The 18,068-nt window shown below is 40.9% G+C and carries 19 protein-coding genes; 14 read left to right on the top strand and 5 right to left on the bottom strand.

Features of this window, described 5'->3' with window-relative positions; all coding sequences use genetic code 11:
• The first annotated feature begins 27 nt into the window (after positions 1–27).
• Positions 28–1,170 carry a cupin domain-containing protein gene (locus tag CXF88_RS11470; RefSeq protein ID WP_101086953.1) on the top strand — a complete coding sequence of 381 codons (1,143 nt, stop codon included), beginning with the start codon at positions 28–30 and terminating at the stop codon, positions 1,168–1,170.
• A 144-nt stretch (positions 1,171–1,314) separates the two neighbouring features.
• Here the strand turns inward: CXF88_RS11470 and CXF88_RS11465 are convergent, their stop codons facing one another.
• The gene (locus CXF88_RS11465; protein WP_101086952.1) at positions 1,315–1,755 is read right to left on the bottom strand and encodes a DUF4826 family protein; all 441 of its coding nucleotides are present in this window, start codon (positions 1,753–1,755) and stop codon (positions 1,315–1,317) included.
• A 284-nt stretch (positions 1,756–2,039) separates the two neighbouring features.
• Here CXF88_RS11465 and CXF88_RS11460 point away from each other — a divergent pair, with 284 nt between their 5' ends.
• The 5 genes from CXF88_RS11460 to CXF88_RS11440 all read left to right on the top strand — a co-directional run bounded on the left by CXF88_RS11460 (position 2,040) and on the right by CXF88_RS11440 (position 7,252).
• The gene (locus CXF88_RS11460; protein WP_101086951.1) at positions 2,040–3,071 is read left to right on the top strand and encodes a Glu/Leu/Phe/Val dehydrogenase dimerization domain-containing protein; all 1,032 of its coding nucleotides are present in this window, start codon (positions 2,040–2,042) and stop codon (positions 3,069–3,071) included.
• Between the two features lie 260 nt (positions 3,072–3,331).
• Entirely contained in the window at positions 3,332–4,234 is a 903-nt protein-coding gene (locus CXF88_RS11455) for a UDP-2,3-diacylglucosamine diphosphatase (protein WP_101086950.1), read from the top strand.
• A gap of 13 nt (positions 4,235–4,247) precedes the next feature.
• Positions 4,248–5,987 carry a lysophospholipid acyltransferase family protein gene (locus CXF88_RS11450; RefSeq protein WP_101086949.1) on the top strand — a complete coding sequence of 580 codons (1,740 nt, stop codon included), beginning with the start codon at positions 4,248–4,250 and terminating at the stop codon, positions 5,985–5,987.
• Between the two features lie 106 nt (positions 5,988–6,093).
• Positions 6,094–6,552 (top strand): CBS domain-containing protein, encoded by a 459-nt coding sequence (locus CXF88_RS11445; protein WP_101086948.1) that lies wholly within the window; start codon positions 6,094–6,096, stop codon positions 6,550–6,552.
• A 355-nt stretch (positions 6,553–6,907) separates the two neighbouring features.
• Positions 6,908–7,252: a hypothetical protein gene (locus CXF88_RS11440; RefSeq protein ID WP_101086947.1), complete on the top strand. Its 345-nt coding sequence runs from the start codon at positions 6,908–6,910 to the stop codon at positions 7,250–7,252.
• A 47-nt stretch (positions 7,253–7,299) separates the two neighbouring features.
• Here CXF88_RS11440 and CXF88_RS11435 read toward each other — a convergent pair whose 3' ends face one another.
• A complete protein-coding gene (locus CXF88_RS11435; RefSeq protein ID WP_101086946.1) occupies positions 7,300–8,406 on the bottom strand; it encodes an energy transducer TonB in 1,107 nt (368 codons plus the stop codon).
• Positions 8,407–8,631: 225 nt separating this feature from the next.
• On the opposite strand from CXF88_RS11435, the gene CXF88_RS11430 reads away from it, so the two are divergent.
• The 4 genes from CXF88_RS11430 to CXF88_RS11415 are packed head-to-tail and all read left to right on the top strand — an operon-like array spanning position 8,632 to position 10,919.
• The gene (locus tag CXF88_RS11430; protein WP_101086945.1) at positions 8,632–9,369 is read left to right on the top strand and encodes a DUF1538 domain-containing protein; all 738 of its coding nucleotides are present in this window, start codon (positions 8,632–8,634) and stop codon (positions 9,367–9,369) included.
• A 24-nt stretch (positions 9,370–9,393) separates the two neighbouring features.
• Positions 9,394–10,167 (top strand): DUF1538 domain-containing protein, encoded by a 774-nt coding sequence (locus CXF88_RS11425; RefSeq protein ID WP_101086944.1) that lies wholly within the window; start codon positions 9,394–9,396, stop codon positions 10,165–10,167.
• 3 nt (positions 10,168–10,170) lie between these two features.
• Positions 10,171–10,521, top strand: a complete 351-nt coding sequence (locus CXF88_RS11420) for a P-II family nitrogen regulator (protein WP_011637728.1) — start codon at positions 10,171–10,173, stop codon at positions 10,519–10,521.
• Positions 10,518–10,919 (top strand): CBS domain-containing protein, encoded by a 402-nt coding sequence (locus CXF88_RS11415; RefSeq protein ID WP_101086943.1) that lies wholly within the window; start codon positions 10,518–10,520, stop codon positions 10,917–10,919. The genes CXF88_RS11420 and CXF88_RS11415 overlap by 4 nt, the downstream gene beginning before the upstream one ends.
• A gap of 76 nt (positions 10,920–10,995) precedes the next feature.
• Here CXF88_RS11415 and CXF88_RS11410 read toward each other — a convergent pair whose 3' ends face one another.
• Both CXF88_RS11410 and CXF88_RS11405 read right to left on the bottom strand, forming a co-directional pair.
• Positions 10,996–12,717: a diguanylate cyclase gene (locus CXF88_RS11410; protein WP_101086942.1), complete on the bottom strand. Its 1,722-nt coding sequence runs from the start codon at positions 12,715–12,717 to the stop codon at positions 10,996–10,998.
• A 166-nt stretch (positions 12,718–12,883) separates the two neighbouring features.
• Entirely contained in the window at positions 12,884–13,753 is an 870-nt protein-coding gene (locus CXF88_RS11405) for a LysR family transcriptional regulator (protein WP_101086941.1), read from the bottom strand.
• 129 nt (positions 13,754–13,882) lie between these two features.
• Here CXF88_RS11405 and CXF88_RS11400 point away from each other — a divergent pair, with 129 nt between their 5' ends.
• Both CXF88_RS11400 and CXF88_RS11395 read left to right on the top strand, forming a co-directional pair.
• The gene (locus CXF88_RS11400) at positions 13,883–14,197 is read left to right on the top strand and encodes an antibiotic biosynthesis monooxygenase (protein WP_242445139.1); all 315 of its coding nucleotides are present in this window, start codon (positions 13,883–13,885) and stop codon (positions 14,195–14,197) included.
• Between the two features lie 3 nt (positions 14,198–14,200).
• Positions 14,201–15,223, top strand: coding sequence for a Gfo/Idh/MocA family oxidoreductase (locus tag CXF88_RS11395; protein WP_197708433.1), 1,023 nt, complete (start codon positions 14,201–14,203; stop codon positions 15,221–15,223).
• Here the strand turns inward: CXF88_RS11395 and CXF88_RS11390 are convergent.
• The gene (locus CXF88_RS11390) at positions 15,185–15,589 is read right to left on the bottom strand and encodes an NUDIX domain-containing protein (RefSeq protein ID WP_101086940.1); all 405 of its coding nucleotides are present in this window, start codon (positions 15,587–15,589) and stop codon (positions 15,185–15,187) included. The genes CXF88_RS11395 and CXF88_RS11390 overlap by 39 nt on opposite strands.
• Positions 15,590–15,995: 406 nt before the next feature.
• Between CXF88_RS11390 and CXF88_RS11385 the strand changes: the two genes are divergently transcribed.
• Together CXF88_RS11385 and CXF88_RS11380 are read left to right on the top strand one after the other, a co-directional pair.
• Positions 15,996–16,439 (top strand): SirB2 family protein, encoded by a 444-nt coding sequence (locus CXF88_RS11385; protein ID WP_101086939.1) that lies wholly within the window; start codon positions 15,996–15,998, stop codon positions 16,437–16,439.
• Positions 16,440–16,970: 531 nt separating this feature from the next.
• A protein-coding gene (locus tag CXF88_RS11380; RefSeq protein WP_101086511.1) for an IS3-like element ISShfr8 family transposase occupies positions 16,971–18,058 on the top strand; the annotation gives its coding sequence in 2 pieces (ribosomal slippage) (positions 16,971–17,232 and positions 17,232–18,058; 1,089 coding nt in all).
• The last annotated feature ends 10 nt before the right edge of the window (positions 18,059–18,068 follow it).

Below are 18,068 nucleotides of genomic sequence, written 5' to 3'. Positions count from 1 at the left end.
GTTAATTATCTCGACCTGAGGTCAATGATGTACACATTAAATATTGATACCCAAGCCTTTATTAAACAGCATTGGCAGCAAAAACCACTTGTTATCAAACAGGCTTTTGTCGACTTTGAAGATCCTATCGCAGCAGATGAACTTGCCGGCCTAGCCTGTGAAGAAGAAATATCATCACGCGTTGTGGTCACAAAAGGTGATGACTGGGACGTGGTTCAAGGTCCATTTGAAGACTACGACCAATTTGGTGAAGACAACTGGCAGCTATTAGTTCAAGCCGTCAACCATTGGTACCCTGACTCACAAGCTTTAGTCGAAGCATTTCGATTTTTACCAGACTGGCGCTTTGATGACCTAATGGCATCATTTGCCACGCCAGGTGGTGGTGTTGGGCCGCATATCGATAACTACGATGTGTTTATCATTCAAGGTGATGGCGAACGTCGTTGGAAAGTGGGCGACAAGGGTCAACATAAACGTCGCGGCGATAACCCTAACTCACCGCTAGTTGACGACTTTGAACCGATTATCGATGTGGTATTGCAAAAAGGCGACGTGCTCTACATTCCACCAGGATACCCACATTGCGGCGAAACACTATCGCTCGCCTTGTCATATTCGATTGGTTTTAGAGCGCCTAGTCAACAAGAACTATTAACTGAACTCGCGGATAGTTTAATCGACAGCAACCAAGGCCAAAAACGTTTTAATTCTGTGGATGAGCCAGCAACACCAGGGATGATTAGCCAATCACACCAGCAGGGTATTATGGATTTATTGACCCAATTGGCTCAAGATCCAGCCAGCTATCAAACCATGCTAGGTAAGCTACTGAGTCAAAATCGTTTCGAACTTGATATCTGTGAAGGCGAAGAGCCATTAACGGCCGATGAGTTATTGGAAGCGATTGAGCAAGGCGCGATAATTCAACGCATTGGTGGTTTGAAAGTATTGCAGTTAGAAAATGATAATGAGCAGCGTTTGTTTATTAATGGTGAAGTGTACACCTTTACTAATGTTACAAATGACATGTTACAACTATTGGCTAACCAGGTAAGGATCACGCCTGAAGAGGCTGGTTTATTCACAGCCAACCCAGCGGCAATGGATGTTCTAACCGAATTACTCAATCAAGGGTTATTCTATTTAGCCGAAGACGATTGCGAGTAATCATTAGCATATAAGTCACTGAGCTTGATGGCGGCTATCAACAAGAGCTCATCGATATGATCCATCAAGCTCAAGATAATAAAAAAAGGCACTGTGAGTGCCTTTTTTATGTTTATTACGTCAAGTTACTAGTGGCTTAGGGCATTACCCCCACAGTTTCTCATCTTGATTCATTTTATATAAGCTTTCTGCTCGCGACACCAATAATTGTGCAAACTTAAGTTGAGTAGGATCTTTGGTTACACCCGACTTGTGCAAGTTCTCTGCTTTAAGTTGCCACATCATTGAAAAATGTCTAATCGCATCACGAGCTGTTGCCGCGACTTTCACATCAACATAATCCGAAGGTAAATCACCAGACATTACCCAAAATGTTTGTTTTTTAGGTTGCTTCGATTCCATCTTCCAAATGGCTAAATAAGGAGCAAGATAACGGCTTTCGTCAGCAAGTACTTTACTTGGGATCACCCCTTTCTCAGCCAAAAAACGGTTCGCCTTTTGAAATTGAGTACGAACCCACTCTTGTCTTAATGCCTCAGGCTCTGGTGTTGGCTGTGCAACCGGCTCTGCTACTTCTTCAGTCATAATACTTCCTATCTTATTGTTATATTACAGGTTAGAACAAAAATGCAACCTGATATTCAATCTCAAAAACACTGATGCAACATACGTTACTTTACGTTTACGTAAGGTGGCAAGCTAAATTTCCACATCAATGACAAAAATAACTAAATCATGCTTTGTTGAGAGTATCGCTAAATGCTATCGTGCTGCAATAAATATAACAAGCAGTCGTTTGCGCCTTTTGTACTCAATTAACAGAAGGTGTGAGAACTTTACTTTAACAAGCTAGCAAGCGGAGATGTCACGTGGCAGTTTTTAATCATGTTTCGTTCGATGAACACGAACAAGTGGTCTTTTGTCATGATAAACAAAGTGGTTTAAAAGCCATAATTGCAGTCCATAACACTAACCTAGGCCCTGCCGTAGGTGGTTGTCGTATGTGGAACTATCAATCGGATGATGAAGCCTTAACAGACGTATTACGTCTTTCTCGTGGAATGACTTATAAAAATGCGTTAGCCGGTCTCACCATGGGTGGCGGTAAAGCAGTGATCATCGCCGATCCTAAAACAACCGACCGCGAAGCGTTATTCCTTGCATTTGGGCGCTTTGTGAACAGTTTAGGTGGCAAATATTATTCTGCAGAAGACGTTGGCGTATCGACATCAGACATCATGATAGCCAGTCGTGAAACTGAATTTGTTGCTGGACTTGAAGGTAAATCAGGCGATCCATCGCCACTTACCGCGTTAGGCACGTACCTTGGCATTAAAGCCGCCGTAAAACATCAACGCGGCATTGATAGCCTAAAGGGAATTAAAGTCTCTGTGCAAGGCGTGGGACACGTTGGTTATTACTTGTGTAAGCATTTACATGATGCAGGCGCTGAACTCATTGTTACCGACATTCATCAAGCCTCGCTTGACCGTGTTGCAACCGAATTTGGTGCAACCGTTGTTGCTCCACAAGATATCTATACCCAGGATGTTGATGTCTATGCGCCTTGTGCATTAGGTGCAACACTTAACGACACAACCTTGCCATTACTAAAAGCGACCATTGTTGCCGGTTGTGCCAATAACCAGTTAGCTGAAGTTCGCCACGGTGAAAAACTCAAGCAAATGGGTATTCTGTACGCGCCAGATTATGTGATTAATGCTGGCGGTATTATCAATGTGTCATTTGAGAAAAACTATGACGCTGCAGCCTCTACCGCCAAGGTTGAGCAGATTTACAATACCCTGCTGACTATTTTTGAACGTGCTGATAGCGAGAACCGCACTACCGGTTCTGTAGCCGATGAAATGGCTAAAGCAATTATTGATGCCGCAAGATAGTTAATCAGCTTGATATTAAGGCTTTTGAATCCCTTAATATAACTTTATAAACATGCATTTATAAAAATCAATTTATAAACATAACTTTATAAAAAAAGCTAAAAGGAAATGCCTGTGCATTTCCTTTTTTATTACTCTTCCCTCCAGATATTGCTGGTTACGGGTTCATCAAGTTGCAACAAATCGTTCACCTTAGCGTCAAATAACTGCCCTACTCTACATCAACACTGACGCAATCTGTGTATTAGGGTGAATGACGGATGATCTCACACAGCAAAAAAAGCAATCAACAACGGCAACCTTTATCTCACTTAACGCATAGTGACAAAATTCAGCATTTTCATGCGTTGTGGATATCGGATGTTCATCTAGGCAGCATTGATTGTAAAGCAGACTTTTTATTACATTTCCTCAATCATAGCCAATGCCAATACTTGTATTTAGTCGGTGACATTGTCGATATCTGGGCACTGAAAAAACGTGTTTATTGGCCCGACAGCCACAATAAAGTGATACAAAAAATCCTCGAACTGGCCAGTAGTGGCACCCAAGTTATTTACATACCAGGTAATCATGATGAGGCTTTCAAAGATTATGCCGACAGTCATTTCAGAGGTATTACCCTCGTTAAACAGCATATTCATCAGTCTCTGAGTGGTAAACGTTTTTTAATACTTCATGGCGATCAATTTGACTCACAAGTATGTGTTAGTCGTACCTACGCAAAATTAGGCGACCATTTATATGATGTGTTGTTGTGGCTAAATCGTCAGTTACACAGAGTAAGAAGCCGCCTAGGATATCCATATTGGTCACTAGCCAGCTACATAAAACTCCGCGTCAACAAAGCTCAGCAAGCCATTAACCAATACCGAGATGCCGTACTGCGCTATGCCATTAAAAAACAAGTCGACATGGTGATATGTGGCCATATTCATCAGCCAGAATTATCACAGCATACGATTAATAACCACATCATCACTTACGCAAATGATGGTGATTGGGTTGAAAATTGTACTCTCATAGCAGAGACAGAATCTGGAGATGTGCAGTTGCTTAAGTGGGATGAACAAACGTTGCAAGCTACAGCAGTAAACACGATTGATTTTGGCAGTTCAGAGGCTACATCAATCATCACGCCCCAAAAACAGCACGTTGCATAAATAAGGCTAAAATATGATATTTACTGTTGATAATATGGTCGAAAAAAACCTGCCAAATGTGCATAACAAGCCTTGGTTAGCCGTGCCGACTAAAGCCATGTTGCGTTACTTGCTTCATGAAAAGCAGTGTAATGACATTGCCAACGAACATGCGCATTTATCCGGGGTCGATTTTGTTGAACAAATTCTTGCCTGTTTGAATTTCAGTTACAGCGTCCCCAATAACGAAATTGAAAATATTCCCATTGAAGGTCGAGTGGTGATCTACGCCAATCACCCTATCGGTTCACTTGATGCGCTGGCATTAATCAAACTGATTAGTCAGGTGAGACCAGACATCAAGGTCGTTGCCAATGAATTACTAATGGCCATTAAACCGCTTCATTCCATTTTATTGCCAGTACGTAACATGACTGGTGGAACACCGAAACAGCACTTAAATGAAATTCATCATCACCTCAAAAATGAAGGTGCGGTATTGATTTTCCCCTCAGGTGAAGTATCGCGTTTACGCCCTACGGGTGTCACTGACTTACATTGGCACAGCGGATTTTTAAAAATGGCTCGCGCCTGTAATGCGCCGCTTTTACCTATGTATGTTGATGCAAAGAACTCCGCTACATTTTATGGTGCTTCAATGATTTACAAACCATTAGCGACGTTATTGCTGGTCAAAGAAATGTTTAAACAAATGGATCATGTGATGCCAGTGCGGATTGGCCAATTAATAGCAAAAGAAGTTGTCAGCACTCAAGACTTTCCGCTTAAAACTAAAGTGAATCTGCTTAAAAATCATTTATATCGCATTGGTAAAAATCGCAGTCCGTTATTCATTACCCAAAATGCCATTGCTCATCCTGAAAAACGCAGTGAGCTACAACAAGCATTACAACAATGCGAATTGCTCGGTAAAACCCAAGACAATAAACAAATCTATTTATACAAGCATACTCACAGCAGTCCTATTATGCGTGAGATTGGCCGGCTTCGTGAAATCGCCTTCAGAGCCGTGGGCGAAGGTACCGGTAAACGTCGCGATACCGATAAATATGATAATCACTATTTTCATTTAGTATTATGGGATAAAGACGAATTAGAGATTGTGGGTGCCTATCGTTTTGCCAGTGCCAAAATGCTCCACGAATCCATTGGTGAAAATGCGCTGTATAGCCAATCACTATTTGAATACCACGATGCGTTTGCTCCCTATTTTGACCAAGGACTCGAACTTGGCCGCAGCTTTGTGCAACCTAAATATTGGGGCCGCCGTAGTTTAGAATATTTGTGGCAAGGTATTGGTGCATTTTTAATTAAAAACCCACAGTATCGTTACCTCTTTGGGCCTGTGTCGCTAAGCGATAGTCTACCTGTCCCCGCCAAAGAGATGCTGGTGTTTTTTTACCAAAATCATTTTGCCACCAAACACGTTTTAGCGACTTCATTTAATTCATATCAATTCACCGACGAACGTCAGCATCAATTGCATCAGTTATTTAATGGCGATGACTATGCTGAGAACTTTAAAATACTCAAACGGACGCTATCGAATATGGGTGTATCAGTACCGACGTTATTTAAGCAATATGGCGAATTGTGCGACAACAATGGCGTACAGTTTCTCGACTTTGGTATTGATGCAGAGTTTGGTGACTGTATCGATGGTTTAGTGTTAGTCGATATTCATCAGTTAAAGCCGATAAAATATCAAAAATACTTGGCTGGTCATTTACCTGAAAACAAAATTGCATCTTGACCAGATACAAGCTTATAACGTGAGTAAGTCGTTGTCATTGGCCGTTAAATGATTGTTACACTGATATTTATCTGATATAAAAGAATAAATACGTGGAGAATCGCTTATGACAACTGCTACTGAATTGTTGACAGAGACATTACCTGATAACCCGACTAAACATCTCTGTGTCGCGGACATCATGACTACGCGAGTGGTTACCATAGAGATGGATGACCGGCTGACACTGGCCAAAGAAATTTTTGACAATGTCAGCTTTCATCATCTACTCGTGGTTGATAACGAGCAATTGAGTGGCATATTGTCTCATCGGGACTTTCTACGGGCACTCAGTCCTAATATCGGTACCGCTGCTGAATTAATTAGAGACACTGAAACCCTGCATAAAAGGGTTCATCAAGTCATGACTCACAATCCATTCACTATTGCTCCTCATTGCGATATCAACCAAGCAACCAGACTTATTTTAGACCACGATATAGGGTGTTTACCGGTATTAGACAACAACACCATCGTGGGCATTATTACTTGGAAAGATCTATTGAAGGCCTATTACGTGAAGTAAATGGTCTGCTTTTCATCTATTTAATCGTTAACAAAAAATAGTCTGCCTGTTACTACTGTATTTTTGAACTGTTCTTTTGATCTGTTCTTTTGATCGAATACTCATGTATAAGTTCCGTATATTATCCGTATATTCCGACAATACAACCCTGCTTCATTTATCATCAACCGCTAATATTTAAATGCCGAAAAATCATATTTTGGCAATAGCTCTTCCAAAAAATAAATATTACTAAGCTTGCCAACTAGATAGCTTCATTTCGTAAATTGTTCATATTTATATGCTGGAAAATGTCACATTACTCTGCTTTTATTAGACACAGGGCTCGTGGCTATCATGTGATAAGGACAGCATTATGATTAAGTTTACATACCACCTCAATCAAGACAACATTGAGTTGCAAGCGAGTAATTGGTGCGGACTAGAACGAGTATTTATTAATGGCAAAGTGGTGTCACGCAAGTTCAACTTTGGTTTACAAAGCATGCATGATGTACTGCTTAATAATGGCAAAAAGTGTCGTTTTCAATTAATAGTCGATCCACAAACAGAATTAGTCTCTTGCCGTATTTACAAACAAAACCAATTGGTGACTATTTTAAATCAAGGTAAAAAACAGCTACAAAAAAGCCAGTTCCTAATCGAAACTAGCTTCGTTGTTGTATGTGTTGGCATGCTCAGCTTGTATTGGTTAACTTAAGTTAAACATAACCAATGAGATTGGTATAACACAAGCTGGCTTAGGTATTAACCTATGGTGAAATCAAGCTGAACGGTAGATTTTGCTTCTGTTGGCTTACCATCAACAAATTTAGGCGCATAACGCCATTGACTAAGCGCTTCTATCGATTCTTTTTCAAACTGGGTGCCACCTTTAGAGTCAATGATCTCAGGTGATTTAACAAAACCATTTTCATCAACTGTAAACTCAACTTGCACCCAACCAGATTTTCTTCTTTGGGCATATGATTGCGGGTATTTTGGTGGTTTTCTAAATAACGGGGTTTGTTCTTGTTGGTCATTCCATGGCGTCATTTTACCAATCGCAATACAATGCTCAGTGGCTTTATCTCCTAGGCCTTTTTGCTCATACAGTTTCACTAACAAGGCATGCGCACGAAGTTCATAAGGATGACTATAAGGTAATGCCTGATATTGTTTGATAACTTCAACTAAATTTGTAATTGCTTGACTTGGCTTACCCATGGAATCATATAACGCAGCAACGAGGTAAGTAGCATCAACTCGTTTAATGGCATCTTCTGGTAACTTACTGGTATAAATATCGTAAGCGTCAAACGCCAAAGTTCTCACTGTGCGGGTATAATACTCGGTATGCGATAAGCGATGAAACGTAATGAGTTTTACTTCGGCAACCGTTAACTCATTGTCAGCTTTTTCTGCAATCTCTATTGCTTCAAATAATAACGTTTTCGCGTATTTATCATCTGTTGTCGATTCAGCTAACCCAATCAAAGGATCGATTAACTCGATACCATTATCGGTCACGTTTTCACGGTATACAGCTAATGCAGAAGTAAATAATTGATGCGCCTTAAGCGTCGCTTCATCTTCAATAACACGGCCTTGATTCTTTTTCTTAGGTTCAACCATTACCGCATTTGCATAATTAATGGCTAACTTAGCGCTATCAAAGCTGTCGTGACCGAATTTAATTTGACCTAACTCATAGGCTTGCTGCGCATATTTCAGCGTATCTTGGTTGTTGTGGTTTTCAACAGAAACATTGTATTGCTGGTAAGCGTGTGAAAAAGCTTCTGTATTTGCTGGTTCAGCATAAGCAAGTTGGCTCATAAAAGCCGCTGCTATCGATAAGCGTAAAAGTGTCTTCATAACGTTCTAAATCCTTTTTGATTTTATCCTTAACCTTTTCTCGCACTTCGCAAAATACTGGTCGAGTAATATTTTAATAAACAGCCCTCCACTTTTACCCATTTTTATGACCTACGTCAACTTACTGCAAATAATTGTAAACAATATGTTGTGAAATATTGTTCCATAGGCACACTAATTTAGTTGCTGGCTATTTATGTCAGCGAAACCATTACAGGAGCTAAGATGTCAGCCATCATCAAATTGCTCCAAGCGATGTTAAGCAGCTTCAAAGACCTTATACCCATTATCTTAGTGGTCAGTTTTTTTGAAATATTTGTGCTTCATCAAGCGCCTGCACAACTTGGATCTATTCTTGTGGGTGTGGTGTTTATTGTATTGGGACTGACCTTTTTTGTATTTGGTTTGGAAATGGGTTTATTTCCGATTGGCGAATCACTGGCTGAAGCATTAGCACGAAAAGGCAGTGTGTTTTGGTTAGTTATTTTCTCATTCTCGTTAGGTTTTGGCACCACATTAGCGGAACCTGCTCTTACGGCTGTTGCAAACGAAGCGGCACAGGTTGCCGCGAATGCTGGTGCGATAGAGTCAAACCAACAAGCCATGAGCTCCTATGCAATGGGCTTACGATTAACCGTCGCTATCTCGGTTGGTCTGGCCATTTTACTTGGGGTCATTCGTATTCTTAAGGGATGGCCAATCCATTACCTCATTATTGGCGGTTACGTGTTGGTGATGATCCTCACCAGCTTTGCACCAGCCAACATTATTGGTATCGCTTATGATTCTGGTGGCGTCACCACATCGACCATTACTGTGCCTTTAGTCACTGCACTAGGGGTCGGCCTGGCAAGCGTCATTAAAGGTCGTAATCCAATGGTAGATGGCTTTGGATTAATTGCTTTTGCCAGTCTTAGTCCAATGATTTTTGTATTGCTATACGGCATGGTGTTTTTGCAGTGATCGCTATCGCCAATAAAATGAGGAGTGGTTTTGCTAAATGAACTGATTAGTACTTTATTACTGACTGCTCGTGATGTCATACCTATTGCGATAATTCTATTTGGCTTTCAGCTGGGAGTGCTTAAACGCCCAATAAACCAATGGCGTAAAGTATTGCTTGGATTTGTTTATGTCATTATTGGCCTCACCTTCTTTCTCGTGGGTTTACAATTGGCGCTATTCCCTATCGGTGAGAGCATGGCCAATCAATTGACCACCAGCGAGTTTTTACACCCTGATGGTGGCAATGAGCCGTATATTTGGCAAGACTACTTTTGGGTTTATGTGTTTGCCGCCGCAATCGGTTTTAGCACCACCATCGCAGAACCGTCATTAATTGCAGTGGCCATCAAAGCCAACCAAGTCTCTGGTGGCACCATTGGCATTCAAGGTCTGCGAATGTCAGTGGCATTTGGCGTGGCGATTGGGATTACGTTAGGCTGTTTTCGTATTGTTGTTGGTGATCCCATTCACTATTACATTATGGCCGGCTATGTTGTGGTGGTCATTCAAACCTTTTATGCCCCCAAAATGATTGTCCCTTTAGCTTATGACTCTGGTGGCGTAACCACCTCAACGGTAACGGTACCGTTAGTCGCGGCATTAGGACTTGGGCTTGCCACCAATGTTGAAGGCCGCAATCCATTAATTGATGGCTTTGGCTTGATTGCCTTTGCCAGTTTATTTCCGATGATCACTGTAATGGGGTACGCCCAAGCGGTTGACTATTTATCCAAACGAAAAGCCACTAAGGAGTAACCTATGCGCTTTAAATTAATTGTCGCCTTTGTCGACGATGACTGTACCGATAAGGTACTTGATGCAGCGCGTGTTGCAGGTGCAACGGGTGCCACGGTAATTAATCATGCTCGCGGTGAAGGCTTAGAAAAAAAGAAAACCTTTATGGGGCTTACCTTAGATGTTCAGCGTGATGTGATTTTATGGTTGGTAGAAGAACACATGAGCCGCAACATTCTCGAAACCATTTCAAATGTAGGTGAATTTGACACTAATTCAGGCAAAGGTATTGCGATACAAATTGATGTTGAGGATGCCGTTGGTGTGGCCCATCAGGTTCAAAAGTTGAGTAAAGACATTGAGGATCAAATATGAGTAGCACAACCCCTATACGTAACCGCGACGTCATGAATAACCAGTACGTCATGGTTGATGGTATGCACACAGTGGCCGAAGCGATCCAAGAAGCCATTAGCAATAACGTGAATATATTAGTGGTAAATAAACGCAATGAGCATGACGAATTCGGCATGGTACTCATGAGCGATATCGCCCGCAAAGTGTTAGCCAAAGACAAGTCACCAGAGCGTACCAACATTTACGAAATCATGATAAAGCCAGTGCTTTCATTGTCTGCTGATATGGACGTACGCTACACGGCTCGACTTTTTGAACGTTTTAATATCAATAAAGCGCCGGTGATTGAAGCGGGTGAGATTTTAGGTTTTGTCACTTATGACAATATTGTACTTAAGGGCATGATTAAAAAATAATATCAATATACTACAGCGGGGCATTTTAGCATGATGAAGCGAAACAGACTTCATGATCAGTGAGCCTAACCGCAACCTAACTGATTGGCTGACTTTGCCCTACAACTCGATCTATGCTTGTTAAATTTTCCGGTATTTCACAGACAATATTACGTCCACTATTTTTAGCTCTGTATAATGCTATATCGGCAATTTTGGTGAGGTCTTCTAATTTTGTCATTTGATTATTACACTCTGCAACACCAAAGCTTGCGGTTATTGATAACGAACAGCCATCATGTAACACAACCATTTTTTCAATTTTTTTACGAATAAAATTAGCCAGTTGAATAGCCGCTAATTTGTCGGTATTAGGTAAAAAAATAATAAATTCTTCTCCACCCCAACGCGCTAACACGTCACTATTTCTAATATGTTGCTTTAGTGTATCGGCAATACTTTTAAGGGTGGCATCACCTACAGCATGACCATAATCATCGTTTATTGTTTTAAACCAATCGATATCTAACAGGATCATCGAAAATGTTTTTTGTTCTCTCATGCCAAGATCCCACAGAGGACTGGCATTGACAATAAAAGCACGACGATTATATAACCCGGTTAAATGATCTACTTGCGCGATGACTTCGGCTGTAATCCGCGCTTTATCAACTTGTTTTAAATTAAACGCTAACGCCAAGGCTAAAATAAACATTTCAATCAGCATGCCTACTTCAATACTGTGAAATAACATCGTGTTATACGGAATAGCACCCCAAGTTGTTGCGGCAGAAAGGGCTGCACCACCCGCACCTAAAAATACCGCAGGGATAAAAAATTTGACCATTGCATGGCCATTTCTTAAGGCTAAAAAACCTAAGCTAATAAAAATAACGACTAATAATGAAGTCAATGCCACACCAACATTAACGGCGAGTAATTGATCTGCGTATATAAACAGCGACACAACTAACAACACCAGACAGGCGTATATCGTTTTATTAAAACGATATACGTTAGGTAAATAGACTTTTAATTTAAGGAACTCAAAGCAAAACGCGATACCGAAAATGATGTAACAATATAAAAAAAGTATCATTGCCCAGCGCTGCACAAACAAATTTTCTGGCCAGATAACTTTAAAACCATGGCCCGTGTAAGCGATATTTAAACTTAAAAATGACAATAAATACAAAGAATAATATATATAGCTACTGTCTTTTAAGCTTACAGAAAGCACAATGTTATAAACGAATAAGATAAAAAAAGCGCCGTATAAAAAACCATAAAAATAATTCGTCACTTCTAAATTACTTTGAATGATTTCTTCGGTCGTTAAATACAGTGGGATCAACAAAGGGTCTTTTGACTCAAACCGCATTAACACCTGAGTTATACCGGGTTTAAATACATGCGGTTGAGCTACCATTCGAGTTTGATTTGTTCGCAGGCTAAAGGGGATGGCGTCACCCGTAAATGCTTTGTCTATTACCTGACTCTGTCGAATAAAATAGAAATCTGCGTGATCTAACCAAGCAGAGTCGAGATAAAAAAACTTTTTCAGTGGTTTTTTTGTTGAATTATTAATCAACGCAGACACCCAAAGTACATCATGAGTAAAACCAAAACTGACTTTTCCGTCAATATTTGGCGCAAACTGTCCTTGCTGGTATTGGATAAACGCATTCTCAAACGAAACATCATCACTCGCAACCTGCAGAATACTGACGTGTTCGTTAATGAATAACTCTTCAACAACATCTGATAATTCAATAGGTTTACTTGTAACGTGAAAACTATAAAAGAATAAAAAGATCATTAAGAAGCGAATAGTAAATACTCAATCGAATTGTTTGATATTAGATTAGCCTCTGATGTACTTTTTGTCTAACAAACAGGCAACATCAAACATATTTTTGTTGGATCTTATAAACAATATTAATACGATTAATAATGCCATTAAAGGAGCCATTAGATACCAACCGTTAGGCTAATTGCTCCACAATAAAATCAATTAATGCTCTGGTTTTAAGCGGCAGGTTTTTGTCTTTATACAGTAAGTGAATTGGCATGGCTTCTGGCGGGATTAAACAATCAATATTCACCAGTAAGCCCGCAGCTATCGCCTCACTCACGACAATAGTCGGTTGTAAAATAACCCCTAAGCCATCAATGGCTGCCCGTGTGAGTACCACACCGCTGTTTGATAATAATCTGAAATGACGTTTACCAAAAATTTGTTGATGTGCAATAGACAATGACCCATTGGTAGAATAGCTGAAGCCCAGACACTGATGGTGGCGTAAATCGTCACGCGATTGTATTACTGGATGTTGTGCTAAGTACTGCGATGACGCACAAAATTGCATTTCATAATTCATAATATGGCGTCCAATTAACGCCGAATCATCCAACGCACCTATTCTCACCACTAAATCCACATTATTGTGAATAGGATCGATGAGATGATTATCAAGGCGTAATTCCACATCAATTTGAGGATATTGCAGTAAAAATTGATTCACTATCGGTGCTAACACGGTATTACCAAAGCTGACAGGCGCATTAATTCTAATACTACCTCGCGGCGTGCCTGTCATCGTCTGTAAGGTATTTTCAGCTTCTGTAATAGACGCTAAAATCGTTTTACATTCTTGATAATACACTAACCCAGACTCAGTGAGTTCTTGCTGGCGGGTGGTACGGTTAATCAGCTTAATTCCAAGGTAGGCCTCTAACTGATTAATGTGTTTACTGACCATAGTCCGGCTGATATTAAATTTATGCGCAGCTGTGCCATAGTTGCCCTGCTCAGCCACATGACTAAACACCTGCATCGCGGTTAATTTATCCACTGAATATCCCTAATCCTGCATCAAACCAGTGTTAATTATAAACCTATGGTGTTTTCTGTAAACACCATCAAACCATTTTGCCTTGCGCCGAACTGGTTTACGATGACCCATTATTATTAAGGGGTCGATATGGATAACAAACTGGATCAACAAGGCGTGTTCATCACCGCCGAAATTCACATTAAAGACCAAGTGCCATTAGCACAGGGAATCGCAGCTGTCCGTCAATTTTGTGTGGATATGAATAGCGAACCAGGCTGTTCGCTTGCAATGGCGCTGCAAAATAAAACGAACCCTAAACAGTTTGTTTTTTGGGAACGTTATGATGACCAAGCTGCGTTTGATGCCCACTTTGCAGCCGATCATACCCAAGCATTTATCAAATCGGCATTAACCGATCTACAGCAAGCGTTTGACTATCAACTATTAACCACTGAGGGATAATGAATGTCTGGATCAATTAAGTGGGCAATATTAGGCACCAGTTTTATCTCTGGTGTAATGGCCGATGCGATTAAAGCACAAGGTCAAAGTACAATTTATGGCGTTGCAGGGCGCAACACCACAACATTGGCAGAGTTTGCGAATCAGTATCAAATTCCACATCAATTTACTAATTTTGATGCGTTAATCAACAACCCTGAAGTCGATGTTATATACATTGCCCTGCCAAATCACTTACATCATGAATACGTGGTAAAAGCTGCTGATGCTGGCAAAGCGATTTTATGTGAAAAATCACTGTCCGTAGATATGCCAAAAACCATCGAAAGTCTTGCGGCAGTAGCTCAAAACAAGGTGTTTTTCCTTGAAGGCTTAATGTATTTAGCTCACCCATTTATGCAACAGCTAAGCAAAACGCTAGCAAGTGGTGTAATAGGTGAAGTTAAAAGTATCCGCGGCCAATATTGCGCTGCCATTAGCCAGTTTGTTAACCCTGCCAGCCTTGGGGCATTATTTAACCTAGGTTGTTACCCTGCATCATTAATGCAGCTAGTGATGCAGCAACAATTTGGCACCGAGCTGAGCCAGCAATACCACATAGAAGCGACCGGAAGACGTGGTCAAGACGGTAATATTTGCGAATCGACTGCCATCGTCGGTTACAGCAATGGTGTGCAATGTCATCTTCACACCGCTGAAGACTATGGTCTGCACGCAGGCTTTACTATCTTGGGCAGCTTAGGATGTATTGAGTTCACCTCAAACCCTTGGTTACCAGAATCTCAGGGTAATCATTTTACCGTTAGGTTATATGAACAAGATGTTGAAGTAGTAGACGTTGAAGCCAAAGGCAATGGTTTTTACTATCAAGTTGAAGCTGTGCTTAACGCATTAGACACTAAGCAATACACAGTACCAAGACCCTTAGTACAGCTCAGTGACTCTGTGGATGTCATGCAAATGCTAACAACATGGCATAACGCCGCGTTAGAAAGCTGCGCTGCGAACCACACCACTGAACGATAAACACTCGTTCACCCGCTGTTGCTGAATCGTCGATAATTCAGCAACAGCAACGTAAGCATATTCGCTGTGTTCATCACTAAGCTGTATTTGCGCGCCTTGCGGTAACTGACAACGAAAGATAAACGCTTGCGACTGATATGCACTGTGAAAATACACTCCAGACAGATATTGCACATCAACCTCACAACCCAACTCCTCTAAACATTCTCGCTGTAATGTCTGATGAATCGTTTCATTAGGGTCAAGTCCACCACCCGGCAAGCCCCAATGTTTGTCAGCATAATTGGCTTTTAACAACAGCACTTGCCCATCGTCATTGGTGATAACAGCGTGGGAACTGAGTCTAAATAAATCATTAAATGCCATGATGATTTTCCATTTTAAATTAGTTGTGATTGCGATGATGATTACTACACTCAAACAATCGCATTAGACTTTTATCTATCGTTCAGAATACGACATCAAATCAACTCTACTCTACTCAATAAGTAATTGAGAACATAGTAATATAGATAAAAACAACTAACATTTATGAAAGAATCTCTATTCTAAACATACACATATTCGATACTCATGGTATGTTGATTAGGACAAGTCAACCTGATTAATCTTAAGTTCAGTATTTTGCGTAATCATATGGCATTAATTTTAATTAAAAAGGTAAAGATGCTTAAAAAGTCGCTACCTTACTAACGCTTGTTTGTTACAAGGTTTGCTTTAAATTAGAGGCGGTATAAGTCTTAAATGAAAATTACTTTTAGGAAACAACAATATGTACATGATAGTTAAGCACACTCATCTAACAATAATTGCGATTACGTTTATATTTTTTATGATTAACTTTGTGTTAACGATGAAAGGGTCTGACAAGGTCAATCATAAATTACTAAAAATCGGGCCGCATGTTTTATATACTCTCTTTATCTGCACCTTTATTTATCTGGTTGTAGCAAATCCACTTAACCTGTACCCCTTTGTGAATGGTTGGGCTTCATCTAAATTAGGTGGTTTCGTACTGTATGTGCTCTCTATTACTTTTGCACTTAAGTGGGCCAAGTCAACACCGTGGCGTATTGTCGGCTTACTGAGCACAATCTTTTGGTTAGCAATGACTGCACGACTTGGTTTTGCCGACCATCTTAAATCAAAAGGAATTGAAGAAGGTGCTAATATTTTTTATGACTTAGGCCAGTCTATGCTAACTGCTATTTGCTAAGCTGTTTTATTAAAGTGGTTAATTAATTTTAGCCACTATTAATAAGACAAATGCTTATGCGCTCGGTGTTTATTCATTAGGCCGATTTAAGATGTTTATAATAATTAGTCACTTGTTTTAGGCATGAGTGTGTCACGTCTACGCAAGTATTTAGGACAACTGTGGGCTTCCTCTTGGTCTGGTGTGGGTGAAGCGCCACGGCGATAGTGATAGCAGGCCATAGTCCAAACACGTTTAGGGACATAAATGTGTTAGCCATCAAACTCAGAATTGCACATAAACGAGTTAGTTTGCTTGACTTAGAAATGGACAAATTCAACTGTGAATTTGAGGACGTTGAAGACTCTTTACAATAGAATGCATGAGCCGGACAGGCCTTTCTCGCGCATCTGACTTATATGGATATTGGAAATGTCGTTATGATATCGGAAACATCATTGATCCTGTGCTTCAAGGCATGGTAATCCCCCCTAAAAATAGTAGATTTCAAAAGTAGAATTTTCTCGTAATATATACGCAGGGAGATTCTGCATGAAAACATCAAAATTTAGCGACAGCCAAATCCTAGCAATCCTTAAACAAGCCGAAGCTGGCACCCCAGTTCCGGGGCTTTGCCGTGAGCATGGCATGAGCTCTGCGACCTTCTACAAATGGCGCGCCAAATTCGGTGGCATGGACGCTTCTATGATGGCGCGATTGAAGGAGTTAGAGGCTGAGAATTCACGACTCAAAAAAATGTATGCCGAAGAGCGACTCAAAGCTGAAATACTCAAAGAGGCCATCGAAAAAAAGTGGTAAAGCCGTCGCGGCGGCGGGAGCTGGCGCAAAAGGCGGTGCAAGATAAAGCCATTTCGATCGCATTTGCGTGTGCCTTGTTTGGACTCAGTGAGAGCTGTTATCGCTATCAGGCAAAACTCAGTGATGAAAACGCTGCAATAGCCGACTGGTTACAGCAACTGACATCAACCCATCGGAGTTGGGGGTTTGGGCTATGTTATTACTTTTTACGTAACGTGAAACGCTACCGATGGAACCATAAGCGGGTGTATAGGATTTACCGAGAATTGGAGCTAAATCTACGAATTAAGCCGAGGAAACGCTTGAAGCGTGATAAACCGGACGCATTGGCGGTGCCAGAGGCAATCAATGAATGTTGGTCCATGGACTTTATGCACGACCAACTGGAAGATGGTCGCAGCATTAGGTTATTGAACGTGATTGATGATTACAACCGTGAAGGCTTGGCGATAGAGGTCGACTTCTCCTTACCTGCGGAGCGTGTGGTGAGAACATTGGATCAAATCATCGAATGGCGTGGAAAACCAAAACAAATACGCAGTGATAATGGTCCAGAGTATATAAGTGCGGTACTGGCTGCCTGGGCTGAAAAACACAATGTAGAACTGAAATTTATTCAGCCTGGCAACCCACAGCAGAATGCCTATGTAGAACGCTATAATCGGACTGTGCGATACGAATGGCTGAGCCAATATCTTTGGAATAGTATTGCCGAGGTACAGGAACATGCGACACAATGGCTATGGTTTTATAACAATGAAAGACCCAATACAGCAATTGGTGGTGTCCCACCAAAGCAAAAACTGGCACTAGTAGCCTAAGTCTCTACTT

The organism is Shewanella sp. ALD9 (assembly GCF_002836315.1).
GTDB lineage: Bacteria > Pseudomonadota > Gammaproteobacteria > Enterobacterales > Shewanellaceae > Shewanella.
This window is presented reverse-complemented; position numbering and strand designations above follow the sequence as displayed.

Coding starts and splice junctions, on each gene's coding strand:
- CXF88_RS11445 (WP_101086948.1), top strand. CDS start 6,094: ATGACAACTGCTACTGAATTGTTGACAGAGACATTACCTGATAACCCG.
- CXF88_RS11415 (WP_101086943.1), top strand. CDS start 10,518: ATGAGTAGCACAACCCCTATACGTAACCGCGACGTCATGAATAACCAG.
- CXF88_RS11450 (WP_101086949.1), top strand. CDS start 4,248: ATGATATTTACTGTTGATAATATGGTCGAAAAAAACCTGCCAAATGTG.
- CXF88_RS11420 (WP_011637728.1), top strand. CDS start 10,171: ATGCGCTTTAAATTAATTGTCGCCTTTGTCGACGATGACTGTACCGAT.
- CXF88_RS11470 (WP_101086953.1), top strand. CDS start 28: ATGTACACATTAAATATTGATACCCAAGCCTTTATTAAACAGCATTGG.
- CXF88_RS11400 (WP_242445139.1), top strand. CDS start 13,883: ATGGATAACAAACTGGATCAACAAGGCGTGTTCATCACCGCCGAAATT.
- CXF88_RS11395 (WP_197708433.1), top strand. CDS start 14,201: ATGTCTGGATCAATTAAGTGGGCAATATTAGGCACCAGTTTTATCTCT.
- CXF88_RS11430 (WP_101086945.1), top strand. CDS start 8,632: ATGTCAGCCATCATCAAATTGCTCCAAGCGATGTTAAGCAGCTTCAAA.
- CXF88_RS11440 (WP_101086947.1), top strand. CDS start 6,908: ATGATTAAGTTTACATACCACCTCAATCAAGACAACATTGAGTTGCAA.
- CXF88_RS11465 (WP_101086952.1), bottom strand. CDS start 1,755: ATGACTGAAGAAGTAGCAGAGCCGGTTGCACAGCCAACACCAGAGCCT.
- CXF88_RS11410 (WP_101086942.1), bottom strand. CDS start 12,717: ATGATCTTTTTATTCTTTTATAGTTTTCACGTTACAAGTAAACCTATT.
- CXF88_RS11435 (WP_101086946.1), bottom strand. CDS start 8,406: ATGAAGACACTTTTACGCTTATCGATAGCAGCGGCTTTTATGAGCCAA.
- CXF88_RS11385 (WP_101086939.1), top strand. CDS start 15,996: ATGTACATGATAGTTAAGCACACTCATCTAACAATAATTGCGATTACG.
- CXF88_RS11455 (WP_101086950.1), top strand. CDS start 3,332: ATGATCTCACACAGCAAAAAAAGCAATCAACAACGGCAACCTTTATCT.
- CXF88_RS11390 (WP_101086940.1), bottom strand. CDS start 15,589: ATGGCATTTAATGATTTATTTAGACTCAGTTCCCACGCTGTTATCACC.